This window comes from Pseudomonas sp. 2VD (assembly GCF_005503585.1).
GTDB classification, from domain to species: domain Bacteria; phylum Pseudomonadota; class Gammaproteobacteria; order Pseudomonadales; family Pseudomonadaceae; genus Pseudomonas; species Pseudomonas aeruginosa.
This window is the reverse complement of sequence record NZ_SCND01000151.1, coordinates 1-13,448: the sequence shown is the minus strand read 5'-3', so window position 1 is coordinate 13,448 and position 13,448 is coordinate 1. Positions and strand designations below refer to the sequence as shown.

Here is a 13,448-nt window from a genome sequence, read left to right as displayed (position 1 = left end):
ATCAACAGGATATCCGGGTTGCCCAGCGGGTCCGGGTTCGGACAGGTGGCCAGGCGTTTTTCCACGTAGCGCACGCAGTCGTAACCGAAGTAGCCGACCAGGCCTCCATCGAAACGTGGCAAGCCGGGTACGGTGGGCACCTGGTAGCGCGCCTTGAACTCCTCGACGAAAGCCAGCGGGTCGGCGCAATCGAAGCGCTCGGTTTCCATGCCATCGATGCTGATCCGCACTTGATGGTCGTAGACCCGCAGCACCGTGCGGCACGGCAGGCCGATGATCGAATAGCGCCCCCATTTCTCGCCGCCCTGCACCGACTCCAGCAGGTAGGAGTTCGGCGCGTCGGCCAGCTTCAGGTAGATCGACAGCGGCGTGTCGAAGTCGGCAAGGGTCTCGAAGGACAGCGGGATGCGGTTGTAGCCATCGGCGGCCAGCCGCAGGAATTCTTCGCGATTCATGATCAGCCTCATCGGAGGAGAGAACGGTCAACAGGGTGCAAACGCGCGCCGGCTATCCGGCGGAGGATGATGTCAGGCGCGCCAGCGCCAACGCGCCAGGGCCTTGATGACCTTCATCCAGAGTTTGCTGACCGCCACGGCTTGATCTCGCTGGTCGGAGGGGGAAAGGGAGTCGTCCGGCAACACTATCTCAGCGGCCTGGTCGGCGCAAGGCAGCAGGTCGCGCAGGTTGTCGATGACCAGGGTGGGCGCTTCCTCGGCGATCGGCCGGCCGTGGTTGTAGCCATAGGTCAGCGCCGCACAGCGCACGCCGGCAGCTTTGGCGGCGAGCACGTCGTTGCGCGAGTCACCGACGAACAACGCATCTTCGGGCTCGATGCCAGCCATCTTCATCACGAACAGCAGCGCCGCCGGGTCGGGCTTCTGCTGCGGCAGGGTGTCGCCGCCGATGATCCAGCGAAAATAGCGACCCAGCTTCATCTCATCCAGCAGCGGAGCGACGAAGCGCTCCGGCTTGTTGGTGATCAGCGCCATTTCCACGCCGTTGCGCTTGAGCCACTTGAGGGTGTCGACGACGCCGGGGTAGACCTCGGTGAGCGCATGACTGTCGGCATAGGCCTCCATGAACAACGCCAGCGCGGCTTCGGTTTCCTCCTCACCGATGCCGTCGTGCTCGATGCTTCCGGCCAGGGCGCGACGCACCAGGACGCGTGCGCCGTTACCGATCCACTGGCGGACCTTCTCGATGCCCGCCGGCGGCCGCCCGAGGCTGGCGAGCATGCTGTCGACCGCGGCGGTGAGGTCGGGAACGGAATCGACCAGCGTGCCATCCAGGTCGAACATCACCAGACGCGGCAGGCGCGTGGCGAAGAACGGCTCCGCAGCGCTCATTACTGGTGCGCCTGGGCCAGTTCGGCATGCATGGCGCGGATGACCTCGGCGTAGTCCGGGGCGTTGAAGATGGCCGAGCCGGCGACGAAGGTATCGGCGCCCGCCGCGGCGATCTCACGGATGTTCTTGACGTTGACGCCGCCATCGATCTCCAGGCGGATCTCGCGTCCGGAGGCATCGATCAGGGCGCGTGCCTCGCGCAACTTGTCGAGGGTACCGGGGATGAATTTCTGCCCGCCGAAGCCGGGGTTGACGCTCATCAGCAGGACCATGTCGACCTTGTCCATCACGTACTTCAGCACCTCCAGCGGAGTGGCCGGGTTGAACACCAGGCCTGCCTTGCACCCGCCGTCGCGGATCAGTTGCAGGGAACGGTCGATGTGCTGGGAAGCTTCCGGATGGAAGGTGATGTAGGTGGCGCCAGCTTCAATGAAGTCGCCGATGATGCGATCCACCGGGGACACCATCAGGTGCACGTCGATCGGCGCGCTCACGCCGTACTTGCGCAGCGCCGAGCAGACCATCGGGCCGATGGTCAGGTTCGGCACGTAGTGGTTGTCCATCACGTCGAAGTGAACGATGTCGGCACCGGCGGCGAGCACCTTGTCCACGTCCTCGCCCAGGCGGGCGAAATCGGCGGAAAGGATCGACGGAGCGATGGCGAAGGGTTGCATGGCGCACCTCAAAGGGGATCACGGAAGGCGCGCATTGTAGCCGTTATCGGTTTTTGGCGGTGAAAATGACGACTTTTCGCCGCAGCAGCCGACGCCCGGACCAAGCCGGGCGCGCCCTGCGCCTCAGGCGCCGGGTTGTGCGGTACGCATCTTCTCGCTGCGCCCGCGCAGCCATTCCAGGGTCAGCAACAGCAGTACGGAGAAACCGATCAGCAAGGTCGCCGCAGCGGCAATGGTGGGGCTCAGGTTCTCGCGAATGCCGCTGAACATCTGCCGCGGCAGGGTGGCCTGCTCGGGGCCGGCGAGGAAGAGGGTCACTACCACTTCGTCGAACGAGGTGGCGAAGGCGAACAGCGCGCCGGAGATCACCCCGGGAGCGATCAGCGGCAGGGTCACCCGGAAGAAGGTGGTCAGCGGCGGCGCGCCGAGGCTGGCGGCGGCGCGCACAAGGTTGTAGTTGAACCCCTGCAGGGTTGCGGAGACGGTGATGATCACGAACGGCACGCCGAGCACTGCATGCACCACGATCAGCGACAGGTAGCTGTTGCCGAGCCCGAGCGGAGCGAAGAACAGGTAGCTGGCCACGCCGATGATCACCACCGGCACCACCATCGGCGAAATCATCAGGCTCATCACCAGTGCCTTGCCGCGGAACTCGCCGCGGGTCAAGCCGATCGCCGCCAGAGTGCCGAAGACCATCGCCAGCAGGGTCGCCGCCGGAGCGACGATCATGCTGTTGGTCAACGAGCGCATCCACTCGGCGGACTGGAAGAAGTCGGCGTACCAGCGCAGGGAGAACCCTTGCAGCGGGTAGACCAGGAAGGTACCGGAGTTGAACGACAGCGGCACGATGACCAGCACCGGCAGTACCAGGAACAGCAGTACCAGGCCGCAGAGGATGCGCAAGGAGTAGAACCACAGGCGCTCGACCGGGGACATGTAGGGACTCAGCATGACTCGCTCTCCAATGTGTTTCGTGCGGATCCCCCTCTCCCTGCCCTCCGGGCAACCTTTTTTCCGAAGGGAGAGGGGAATCGGTTGGCCTTCTCGGAAGGCCCTCTATCCCAGGCGCAGGCGGCTGGCGCCCACCAGCCAGCTGTAGACGACGTAGAGCACCAGGGTAGCGAGCAGCAGCAGGCCGCCGAGGGCGGTGGCCATGCCCCAGTTGATGGTGCTGTTGGTATAGAAGGCGACGAAGTAGCTGACCATCTGGTCGTTCGGGCTGCCCAGCAGCGCCGGGGTGATGTAGTAGCCGATGGACAGGATGAACACCAGCAGGCAACCGGCGCCGACGCCCGCGACGGTCTGTGGGAAATACACCCGCCAGAAGCTGGCGAACGGGTGGCAGCCGAGGGAAATCGCGGCGCGCATGTAGCTCGGCGAAATGCCCTTCATCACGCTGTAGATCGGCAGGATCATGAACGGCAGCATGATGTGCACCATCGCGATGTATACGCCGGTGCGGTTGAACACCAGTTGCAGCGGCTGGTCGATCAGGCCGAGCTTGAGCAGCGCGCCGTTGATCAGGCCACCCGATTGCAGCAGGACGATCCAGGCGGCGACACGCACCAGGATCGAGGTCCAGAACGGCAGCAAGACCAGGATCATCAGCAGGTTGCTCTTGCGCGTCGGCAGGTTGGCCAGCAGGTAGGCCAGCGGGTAGGCCAGCAGCAGGCAGATGACGGTGATCACCGCGCCCATCCAGAAGGTGCGGGCGAAGATGTCCAGGTAGATGGCCTGGTCCGGGGTGGCGCGCGCCACTTCGCCGAGATCGTCGATCCGGTGGTCGAGGGCTGCGAGCAGGTAATAGGGCGTATAGCTGCTGGCGTTGCGGCGGATCACCTGCCAGTAGGCGGGGTCGCCCCAGCGCTCGTCGAGCTGCTCCATGGCGTCCTTGTAGGAAGCGGGCTCGTCCTTGAACGGCAGCTTGCGCGCGGTCTTCGCCATCAGGCTGCGATAACCGGCCAGTTCCATGTTCAGGCGCTTGGAGAGATCGCCGATGGTCTGGTTGCGACGAGCCTCGGCGAGATCCTGGCTGAGCGCCTTGTAGACGGCGTCGGCCGGCAGCGACTTGCCGTCCCAGGCGGAGATGGCTTCTACCGTCAGCGGCAACGAGCGAACCACTTCCGGGTTGGACACGCTCTTGTAGAGCAGCGCGGCGATCGGCACCAGGAAGGTCAGGACCAGGAAGGCCAGCAGGGGCAGGATCAGCGCCTGGGACTTCAGGCGGTTCATCCGCTCGGCGCGCGCCAGGCGTTGCTTGAGGGTGCTGCCGGCGGCCTGGGACATGGGCACAGCTGTGGCCATAGCGAACTCCGGAAAAAAAGCGGGCCGTCGGGAGCGGCCCTGGAAAGTGTGGAACGGTAGGAGGAGCCGCCGCGCGGCGGCCCCTCCGGCCCTCACTGGAGGGTCAGGCGAGGATTACCTGGCCGCCCAGGCGTTGAAGCGCTGTTCCAGTTGTTCGCCGTAGTCGGCCCAGAAGGTTACGTCCATTGCCACCTGGTTCTGGATGTTTTCCGGAGTGGTCGGCATGTCCTTCAGCAGGGCCTTGTCCAGCAGCGGCACCGCCTGCTTGTTGGCCGGACCGTAGGCGATGTTTTCCGAGTAAGTCTTCTGCTGCTGGGGCTGCACCGAGAAGGCGATGAACTTCAGGGTCTCTTCCTGTTTCTTCGCCCCCTTCGGGATGGCCCAGGCGTCGAAATCGTAGATGCCGCCGTTCCATACCACCTTCAGGTTGCTTTCCTTCTGCACCGCGGCGATCCGGCCGTTGTAGGCAGAACTCATCACCACGTCGCCGGAAGCCAGGTACTGCGGCGGCTGGGCGCCCGCCTCCCACCACTGGATGCTCGACTTGATCTCGTCGAGCTTCTTGAAGGCGCGATCCTGGCCTTCCTTGGTGGCGAGCACGCCGTAGACGTCCTTCGGCGCCACGCCGTCGGCCATCAGGGCGAATTCGAGGGTGTACTTGGCGCCCTTGCGCAGGCCGCGCTTGCCGGGGAATTTCTTGATGTCCCAGAAGTCCGCCCAACTGGTCGGCGCGCTTTTCAGCTTGTCGGCGTTGTAGGCGAGCACCGTGGACCAGACGAAGAAACCCACGCCGCACGGTTGGATGGCGCCGGGCACGAAGTCCTCGGTCTTGCCGAACTGCGCCGGGTCGAGTTCCTCGAACAGGCCTTCGTCGCAGCCGCGCGACAGCTCCGGCGACTCCACTTCCACCAGGTCCCAGGACACGCTGTTGGTATCGACCATGGCCTTGACCTTGGCCATCTCGCCGTTGTATTCGCCGGCGACGATCCTGTTGCCGGTGGCTTTCTGGTAGGGCTCGTAGAACGCCTTGATCTGGGCGCTCTTGTTGGCCCCGCCGAAGGACACCACGGTCAGGTCCACCGCCATGGCCTGGGCCGCGCAGGCCAGGCCGGCCGCCAGGGTGGCGAACTTCAGGCTGGCCGCTTTCAGGGATTTCGACATTATTGTTCTCTCCACAGTGCAGGGTTGCTTCGGTACGGTTCGGGACTGCCGGCGCTCACGCCGCCGGCAGAGGGTCGAGCGCCCTCACATGCTCGACCTGCCAGCCCAGCGGAACCACATCACCGACGCTCAGCGTCGGGTCCAGCTCGGCGATCGGCTGCTTGACGAAGAAGTCGTCGCGGCCGCAGACCTCCAGGCGCACACGCACGTGGTCGCCCAGGTAGACGAACTCGGCCACGCGGCCGGAGAAACGGTTGGCGCAAGACTCGCTGGCACCGTTCAGGCGCACCCGCTCGGGGCGGATCGACAAGGTCACCGGCTCGCCCGGCTGGCCGACGTTGACCGCCAGCGCCTCGACCTTCTCGCCGCGCGGCAGTCCGACCACGCAGCGCTCGCCGTCGCAACTGAGAAGCTGCCCGGATAGACGGTTGTTCTCACCGATGAAGTTGGCCACGAAGGTGTTGCGCGGCTGCTCGTAGAGATTGCGCGGCGGCTCGATCTGCTGGATTTCGCCCTGGTGGAACACCGCCACCCGGTCGGACATGGTCAGCGCCTCGCCCTGGTCGTGGGTGACGTAGACCACGGTGACACCGAGGCGCTGGTGCAGATGCTTGATTTCCATCTGCATGTGCTCGCGAAGTTGCTTGTCCAGCGCTCCCAGGGGCTCGTCCATCAGCACCAGTTGCGGCTCGAAGACCAGCGCGCGGGCAAGCGCCACGCGCTGCTGCTGGCCACCGGAAAGCTGCGCCGGATAACGCCCGGCGAAGGCGTCGAGCTGGACCATCGACAACGCGCGCTTGACCCTTTCCTTCACGTCGGTCTTGCTCATGCCACGGACGCTGAGGGGAAAGGCCAGGTTCTCGGCCACGGTCATGTGGGGGAACAGCGCATAGTTCTGGAACACCATGCCGATGTCGCGCTTGTGCGGAGGGACATTGTTGATCGAGCGACCGGCCAGGAGGATTTCGCCGGCGGTGGGGGTTTCGAAACCGGCCAGCATCATCAGGCTGGTGGTCTTGCCGGACCCGGAGGGGCCGAGCAGGGTGAGGAATTCGCCCTTGCGAATGTCCAGGTTGAGATCCTTCACGATGAGGGTCTCGCCGTCGTAGCTTTTCTGCACGCCACGGAAGCTGACCAGCACATCGCCGCCTTGAGTCTCGGCCATAACCGCACCTTTGTTCGTTTTATGGATGCTGTGCGAACAGCCTAGAGAACCCGGCGCAGGACGCAAATCGGCCGGCAAGAGAGTTTTCTATCAGGGGAAAGGAAAGCTCTTTGTAGGAATCGCCCTACAAAAAAGATGCCCCCCGGAATGGGCCAGACCGCTCTGGGAAGGGGCTTTCGAGAAGGGCAAAGGTTTGCGCGCCAGCGCTCTCCGGCTGGCGCGCAACGGCCTCCTCAGCGCTTGGCCCAGTTCTGGAAACGCTGCTCCAGGGCCTCGCCGTGCTCCGCCCAGAAGGCCACGTTCATACCCACCGCGTTCTGCATGTTCTGCGGTGCGGTCGGCAGATTGGCAGCCACTTGCGGATCGAGCAGGCCTACCGCCTTGCGGTTGGCCGGGCCGTAGGCGATGTTCTCGGCGAAAGCCTTCTGCTGCTCCGGCTGGCTGGCGAAACGGATGAACTCCTCGGCCAACTGCTTCTTCCAAACCCCGACCGGCAGCGCCCAGAAGTCGAAATCGTAGACGCCGCCGCTCCAGACCATTGCCAGGCGCTGCTTCTCGGCCTGCGCCGCGGCGATCCGCCCGTTGTAGGCCGAACTCATCACCACCGTGCCATCGGCCAGGTCGCGCACAGGGTCCTGCCCGGACTTCCACCAATGGATATAGGGCTTCAGCTCGTCGAGCTTGCGGAATGCCCGCTCGACGCCGGCGGGCGTCGCCAGCGTCTGGTAGACGTCCTTCGGCGCCACGCCATCGGCCATCAGGGCGAACTCCAGGCTGTACTTGGCGCCCCAGCGCAGGCCGCGCTTGCCGGGAAACTTCTTCACGTCCCAGAAATCCGCCCAGCCCTGCGGGCTGCCCGCAACCTTGCCGGGGTTGTAGGCAAGCAGCGTGGTCCAGACGAAGATGCCGACTCCGCAGGGCTGCACCGCGCCGGGAACGAAATCCGCGGGATCGCCGACCTTCGCCATGTCCAGCTTCTCGAACAGACCTTCCTCGCAACCGCGCGCCAGCTCCGGCGCCTCGACTTCCACCACGTCCCAGGAGACGTGGCTGATCTCCACCATGCGCTTGAGCTTGGCTAGGTCGCCATTGTAGGAGCCATGCACCACGCGATTGCCGGTGGCGCTCTTGAAGGGTTTGTAGAACGCGGTTTCCTGGGCTTCCTTGTTGGCGCCGCCGAAGGAAATCACGGTCACGTATTCCGCCCAGGCGGGCGCGGTAACTCCGAGAAGGGCGCACAACAGGCCCGTCCTCATGGCTGGCAACATCGTTTCTTCTCCTTATCGTGTTGGCCGGCAAGCATCATTCCCTGCCGCGCGGAAGCCAGGTAGACAGCAGATCGCGAAAACCGGACCTGGCGCACATGCCGCGAGCAAAACCTGGGCGAACGCCCCTGTCAGAGCAGGCGGTGCTCCATCGCGTAGCGCACCAGGTCGGCTACCGAATGCGCGTTGAGCTTCTGCATCAGGCGTGCCTTGTGGGTACTGATGGTCTTGTTGCTGACCGCCAGTTGCTGGGCGATCTCGTTGACGTTGGCACCCTGCACCAACCGCTCGAACACCGAGAACTCGCGCTCGGAGAGCAGCGCATGGGGCGGACGCGAATCGGTCAGGCCGACCTCGAAGACCATCCGATCGGCAAGGTCCGGGTCGATGTAGCGTCCGCCGCCGGCGACCCTGCGGATCGCGGTGAGCAGCAATGCCGGATCGCTGTCCTTGGTGGCATAGCCGGCAGCACCTATCTTCAGGGCGCGGGCGGCCATCTGCGCCTCGTCGTGCATCGACAGCACCAGGATCGCCGGCGGCTCGTTCAGCGCGCGAATCCGCGGAATCGCCTCGAGGCCATTGACGCCGGGCATGGAGATATCCAGCAGGACCACCTCGCAAGGCGTTCCGCGCAGGGTTTCCAGCAACTGCTCGCCATTGGTGGCCTCGCCGACCACCTGCAGGTCCTTGGCCATGCCAATCAGTTGCTTGATGCCTTCCCTGACGATCGTGTGGTCTTCAGCGACCAGGACTCGGATCACCACTCTTTGCTGCCTCACGCTGTTCCGCCTTGCCGGCGGTTGTTCTTGTCACGGGCTCGCGACGCCCAGCGGAATCCTCACGCTGAGCGTGGTGCCCTCGCCGGGGGCACTGTCGATGTCCAGCGTACCGCCCATCATCAGCACCCGCTCACGCATGCCGACCAGGCCGAAGGAACTGCCACGCCCCACCGTGGCAACATCGAACCCGCGACCGTCGTCGCTGACGCTCAGGCACAGCTCGTCGCCCTCGCGCAGCAGACGCAGTTGCACAGTATGCGCCTCGGCATGCCGCATGACATTGGTCAACGCCTCCTGGAGGATGCGGAACAGGCCGATAGCCTTGGCGTCGACCAACTGCGGCGAGTTCTCCGGCACCTCCACCAGGCAGGGAATCTGCGTGCGCGCCTCGAAGCGCCGCGCCTGCCACTCCACCGCCGAGCCGATTCCGGCGTCGAGGATCGGCGGGCGCAGTGCGGTGGCCACGTCGCGCACCAGCTGGAACAACTGGGCGATCAGCTTTTTCATGTTGCCCAGGCGTTCGCGCAGGCCCTCCTGGGCATCGGCATAGGCCAGCTCGCACATCGAGGTTTCCAGCTTCAGCACCGTCAGCACCTGGCCCAGCTCATCATGGACCTCGCGGGCGATACGCGCCTTCTCCTCCTCCCGCACCGACTCCAGGTGCGCCGACAGCTCGCGGAGCTGGGCGCGCGACTCGCCGAGTTCGAGTTCGATCTGCTTGTTCGCGGTGATGTCCCAGACCACCCCGTCCCAGACCGCGCGACCATCCGCGAAACAGCGCGCCGAAGCCTTGATGTCGGCCCAGCGCAATTCGCCCTGGCGGGTGAGGATGCGGCCCTGCCAATGCCAGTCGCGATTCTCGTCGAGGGCAGCCATCTGGCTCGACCAGTAGCGCTCGCGGTCGTCGGGATGGACCAGGCCACGAATGCCGCGGCCGCTCTCGATCAGCTCGAGAGCGCTGTAGCCGACCAGCGCCTCGCTGCCCTCGCTGATATAGGCGAAGTCGGAAAACGCGCCGGCCCGCGGCCGCTCCAGGCGGAAGACCATGCCCGGCACGTTGGAGGCGATGCCCTTCATCCGCGCCTCGCTTTCCTGCAATGCCTCGCGGGCACGGCGGCGCTCGGTGACGTCGCTGAGGAACACCACCAGATACTCGGACGTGCCGAAGCGCAGGAAGCTAAGCGAGACGTCGGCCGGCAGCCAACTGCCGTCGGCGCGCAGGCAGCGGGTCTCGAAGCTGAGCGGGCCCTCCTCGCTATTGCGCGCACGACGCCAAAGATTCAACCAGCGGTCCATGTCCAGGCCGGGCTCGAAGTCGGCCAGCGGACGGTCCACGAGTTGGCCGTCGGCATGGCCGAGCATCTGTTCGGCGGCGCGGTTGGCGTAGCGTACGCGGCTGTCCCAGTTGACCCAGAGGATGCCCAGGGTGCTGTTGTCGATGGAGAACTGGGTCAGACGCAGCGCCTCCTCGGCCGCCTGGCGCAGCTCCAGGTCGCGGCGGGCGCCGTACAGCCGGGCTTCCAGCGCATGCTGCTGGCGCCGCTGGAGGAACACCGCCGCCAGCGCGCCGGCCAGCAGCAGGCCGAGGAGGATCGACAGGTTCTGCCAGAACCCCGGCGACTCGCCGAGGCGCGGATACTTGGGTTGCAACCAGCGCTCGTGCAACTGGTCCAGGGACTTGCGCGGCAGCGAGCGCAACGCCTGGTCGACCACCATCGCCAGTTCCGGCCAGTCGCGACGGGTCGCCACCCGTAGCAGCTGCGGGTAGCCGATATCGCCAACCACCGCTAGCTCGGCGAACTCCGGTTCGCGGGTCAGGCGGCTGAGTTGCGCTTCGTCGATCACCGCGTAGCGTGCCTGTCCGGCGAGCACGGCGCGCAGCACCTCGCGTTCGGAATCGGCCGACACCCATTGCAGGCCGCTATAGGTGCTGCTGAGGTAGTCGGCTACCGAACTGCCGGCCCGCACGGCAACCCGGGTATCGCGCTCCAGTTGCTCCAATTCGACGCTGCCGCTGCCATCGCGCTTCCCCACCACCAGCCGGGAAACCCGCAGGTAGGGATCGGAGAACAGCCACAAGCGCAGCCCGGCTGGGGTCTGGCTGAGGCCGGGAGCGATATCCACGCGCCCAGCGCGCAGGGCATCGTCGAGCGCCGCCTGGTCGGGATAGCCCTGCCACCGCAAGGTCACCTGCATTGCCGTGGCCAGCCAGCCCATCAGCTCCACGTTGGCCCCGGAATACTGTTGCAGGCGGCGGTCGTATTGGGCATAGGGCGCTTCGGTGACCACCCCGACGCGCAATTCCCGATGCTCCGCCAGCCAGGTCCGTAGTTCCGCCGTCAGCGGCAAGGCGACCGTCTCCTCCGCTCGCACGGGCAGGCTCAACAGCAGACAGAAGAAGAGCAGACAGCAACGACGCAACATGCCGGCGACACTCCACGGAATACACCGCAACGGAAGGAAAAGCGGGCATACCTTACCGCGAGCGCGACCGGCGAACCATGCGAAGGCTCGGCCTGACAAAGAAGTGCTCTGGGTTTAGGCTGCCTTCTGGATTGTCTATCGGGAATTTCCAATGCCGGCCTTCTCTCTACTGCCGAAGCCCTCCGCCCTGCTGCCGCTGCTATTGGCCGCCGCTTTCCTGCCGCCGGCTTTCGTTCAAGCCGAAGAGGAGGCCGCCAAGGACCAGCCGCCGGCCCCCGTGGAACGCCCGGCGGTCAGCGAGCGCAGCCAGGACGAGGCCAAGGGGCTGGAGCGCCAGTTGCCGGAGGACGGCCAGCAGATCCTCAAGGCCGGCGACGAAAGCTTCCTCACCCTCTGGTTGCCAGCCAACACCGCCGAGGCCGAAGGTGTAGTGATCCTGGTTCCCGGTGATGGCGAAAGTCCGGACTGGCCGCAAGCCATCGGCCCGCTAAGGCGCAAACTGCCGGATGCCGGCTGGCAGACCCTGAGCCTGGCCCTGCCCGACCCGCAGAGCACCGCGCCGGTTACCCGCCCTGCGGAATCCGCCGCCAGCGCCAGCGCCGACAAGGACGCCAGCGCCGCGGACAGCGCAAGCAAGCCTGACGTGAAAGGCGAAAGCGGCAACGCGCCGGCGCCGGAAAGCACCGCCGAAGCCGGCAGCGGCGAACCGGCGCAGAGCGAGGACCAGGCCCCTCCCCCAGCCATCGATCCGGTCGAGCAGCGCAAGGCGCACGCCGAACGGGTCATGGCGCGCCTGCAGGCGAGCATCGACCTGGCCCTGCAGCACGAACCGAAAAGCGTCGTCCTGCTCGGTCATGGCACGGGCGCCTATTGGGCGGCACGCTACCTGGCGGAGAAGGAGCCTGCGGAAATCCACAACCTGCTGCTGGTTGCCGCGGAGATACCGCGCGATTTTCGCCCGGCGCTGGAAGATATGGTGCCGAAGCTGAAACTGGCGACCGGCGACTTCTATTACCGCGACGCCCGCGCCGACCGCGAGGCGGCCAGGCTGCGCATGCAGGCCGGCAAGCGGCAGAAACACCCGGCCTACGTACAAATCGCGATGCAGGCGCTACCGGCCGACCCCAAGGCGGAGCAGGAGCAACTGTACCGACGAATCCGCGGCTGGCTCAGCCTTCACCTGCAGGCCGATGCGCAGAAACCTGCGGAGTGATCAGCGGAACCCCTCACGCTCTCGGACCAGGGCGTAGGCCGCCTGCAATTCACGGGTTTTCTCGGTAGCCGCACGCACGCGCTCGACGCTGGCGCCGGCTCCCGCCAGTTTGTCCGGATGGTGCTGGCTGATCAGCTTGCGATAGGCGCGTTTGATCAGCGCCGGCTCGCTTCCGGCCTCCACGCCGAGCAGCAGCAGGGCCTCACGGTAGCTATCCCGGGCGACAGCGCGCGTCCGCTTCGGCATGACCCGCGCCGACAAGCGTTCCGTTCGCTCCGCCGACCAACCCAGCCAGCGCCCCCATTGCAACACCAGTTGTCGCGCCGACTGGCTGAGCACGCCGCCAGCCCAGGCCATCCGCCAGCAGGCGAGCAATACTGCCTCCGCACGTTCGCCTTTCAGACGCGCGACCTCCTCCTGCAGATGGGCGATGCCGGCCTTGCCCTTGCCGAAGGACGCGATGGCACGCCGCTGGGCTCGCCTATCGAGCTTGCGCAACGCCATCTCCTCGCGCGCCTGGCGGATATGCATTTCCTCCACCCGCCCGCCGCTCTTGGCCAGATAGCCGAGCAACTGGAACAGCAGGTCGTCCTCATCGTTCACCGCCCGCCCGCGCAAGCGCGCCAGCAGGCCGCGCCAGGACTCCAGGCGTAACCTGCGGTCCAGCAGTTGCCCCAGCAGGCCGCCGAGCAGGGCGCCGGGGATGCTGGCCAGGGCCCAGCCGGCTCCGGCTCCGATCAGCGTAGCGGGCCAAAGCATCTCAGGCGTGCTCCGCCAGCAATCGCTCGACTTCCGCCAGGCGCTCGTGAGTACCGACGTCGACCCAGTGCCCACGATAATGTTCGCCGCTGACCCGCCCCGCGGCGATGGCCTTGCGCAATAGCGGCGCCAGCTTGAAGGCGCCCGGCTGGCAGCCCTCGAACAGCGCGGGATGCAGTACGGCGATCCCGCTGTAGGTCAGGTTGCCGCCCGCTTCGCGGGTCTCGCCCACCCGTCCGCCGGCATCCAGGTGGAAATCGCCGGCAGGATGGTGCGCCGGGTTGTCGACCAGCACCAGATGCGCCAGGTCGCCGTCGGCAAGATGCAGCCGAGAGTAGTCGAAGTCGCTCCAGAC

11 protein-coding genes and 2 pseudogenes are annotated in these 13,448 nt (G+C 65.9%); 1 reads left to right on the top strand and 12 read right to left on the bottom strand.

The window, feature by feature from the left end:
- From FFS27_RS17465 to FFS27_RS17420, 10 genes and pseudogenes are all read right to left on the bottom strand, one after another.
- Nucleotides 1-455, bottom strand: a pseudogene (locus FFS27_RS17465) (anthranilate synthase component I); the annotation flags it as partial.
- A gap of 72 nt (nt 456-527) precedes the next feature.
- Nucleotides 528-1,346, bottom strand: coding sequence for a phosphoglycolate phosphatase (locus FFS27_RS17460; protein ID WP_003099532.1), 819 nt, complete (start codon nt 1,344-1,346; stop codon nt 528-530).
- Nucleotides 1,346-2,020: a ribulose-phosphate 3-epimerase gene (gene rpe, locus FFS27_RS17455; RefSeq protein WP_003085122.1), complete on the bottom strand. Its 675-nt coding sequence runs from the start codon at nt 2,018-2,020 to the stop codon at nt 1,346-1,348. The genes FFS27_RS17460 and rpe overlap by 1 nt, the downstream gene beginning before the upstream one ends.
- A gap of 123 nt (nt 2,021-2,143) precedes the next feature.
- Nucleotides 2,144-2,974: an ABC transporter permease gene (locus tag FFS27_RS17450; protein ID WP_003085119.1), complete on the bottom strand. Its 831-nt coding sequence runs from the start codon at nt 2,972-2,974 to the stop codon at nt 2,144-2,146.
- A gap of 105 nt (nt 2,975-3,079) precedes the next feature.
- Nucleotides 3,080-4,327, bottom strand: a complete 1,248-nt coding sequence (locus tag FFS27_RS17445; RefSeq protein WP_021263058.1) for an ABC transporter permease — start codon at nt 4,325-4,327, stop codon at nt 3,080-3,082.
- A gap of 114 nt (nt 4,328-4,441) precedes the next feature.
- Nucleotides 4,442-5,488 carry an ABC transporter substrate-binding protein gene (locus FFS27_RS17440; RefSeq protein ID WP_003109043.1) on the bottom strand — a complete coding sequence of 349 codons (1,047 nt, stop codon included), beginning with the start codon at nt 5,486-5,488 and terminating at the stop codon, nt 4,442-4,444.
- 55 nt (nt 5,489-5,543) lie between these two features.
- Nucleotides 5,544-6,653 (bottom strand): ABC transporter ATP-binding protein, encoded by a 1,110-nt coding sequence (locus FFS27_RS17435; protein WP_021263059.1) that lies wholly within the window; start codon nt 6,651-6,653, stop codon nt 5,544-5,546.
- 233 nt (nt 6,654-6,886) lie between these two features.
- Nucleotides 6,887-7,921 (bottom strand): polyamine ABC transporter substrate-binding protein, encoded by a 1,035-nt coding sequence (locus FFS27_RS17430; protein ID WP_003085106.1) that lies wholly within the window; start codon nt 7,919-7,921, stop codon nt 6,887-6,889.
- 128 nt (nt 7,922-8,049) lie between these two features.
- A complete protein-coding gene (locus FFS27_RS17425; protein WP_003085103.1) occupies nt 8,050-8,682 on the bottom strand; it encodes a response regulator in 633 nt (210 codons plus the stop codon).
- A gap of 45 nt (nt 8,683-8,727) precedes the next feature.
- Nucleotides 8,728-11,121, bottom strand: coding sequence for a PAS domain-containing sensor histidine kinase (locus tag FFS27_RS17420; RefSeq protein ID WP_021263060.1), 2,394 nt, complete (start codon nt 11,119-11,121; stop codon nt 8,728-8,730).
- Between the two features lie 151 nt (nt 11,122-11,272).
- On the opposite strand from FFS27_RS17420, the gene FFS27_RS17415 reads away from it, so the two are divergent.
- On the top strand, nt 11,273-12,334 hold the full coding sequence (locus tag FFS27_RS17415) for an alpha/beta hydrolase family protein (RefSeq protein ID WP_021263061.1): 1,062 nt from the start codon (nt 11,273-11,275) through the stop codon (nt 12,332-12,334).
- On the opposite strand, the gene FFS27_RS17410 is transcribed toward FFS27_RS17415, so the two are convergent.
- Both FFS27_RS17410 and murU read right to left on the bottom strand, forming a co-directional pair.
- Nucleotides 12,335-13,093, bottom strand: coding sequence for a DnaJ domain-containing protein (locus FFS27_RS17410; RefSeq protein WP_003085097.1), 759 nt, complete (start codon nt 13,091-13,093; stop codon nt 12,335-12,337).
- Between the two features lies 1 nt (nt 13,094).
- Nucleotides 13,095-13,448 (bottom strand): annotated as a pseudogene (gene murU / locus FFS27_RS17405) (N-acetylmuramate alpha-1-phosphate uridylyltransferase); the annotation flags it as partial.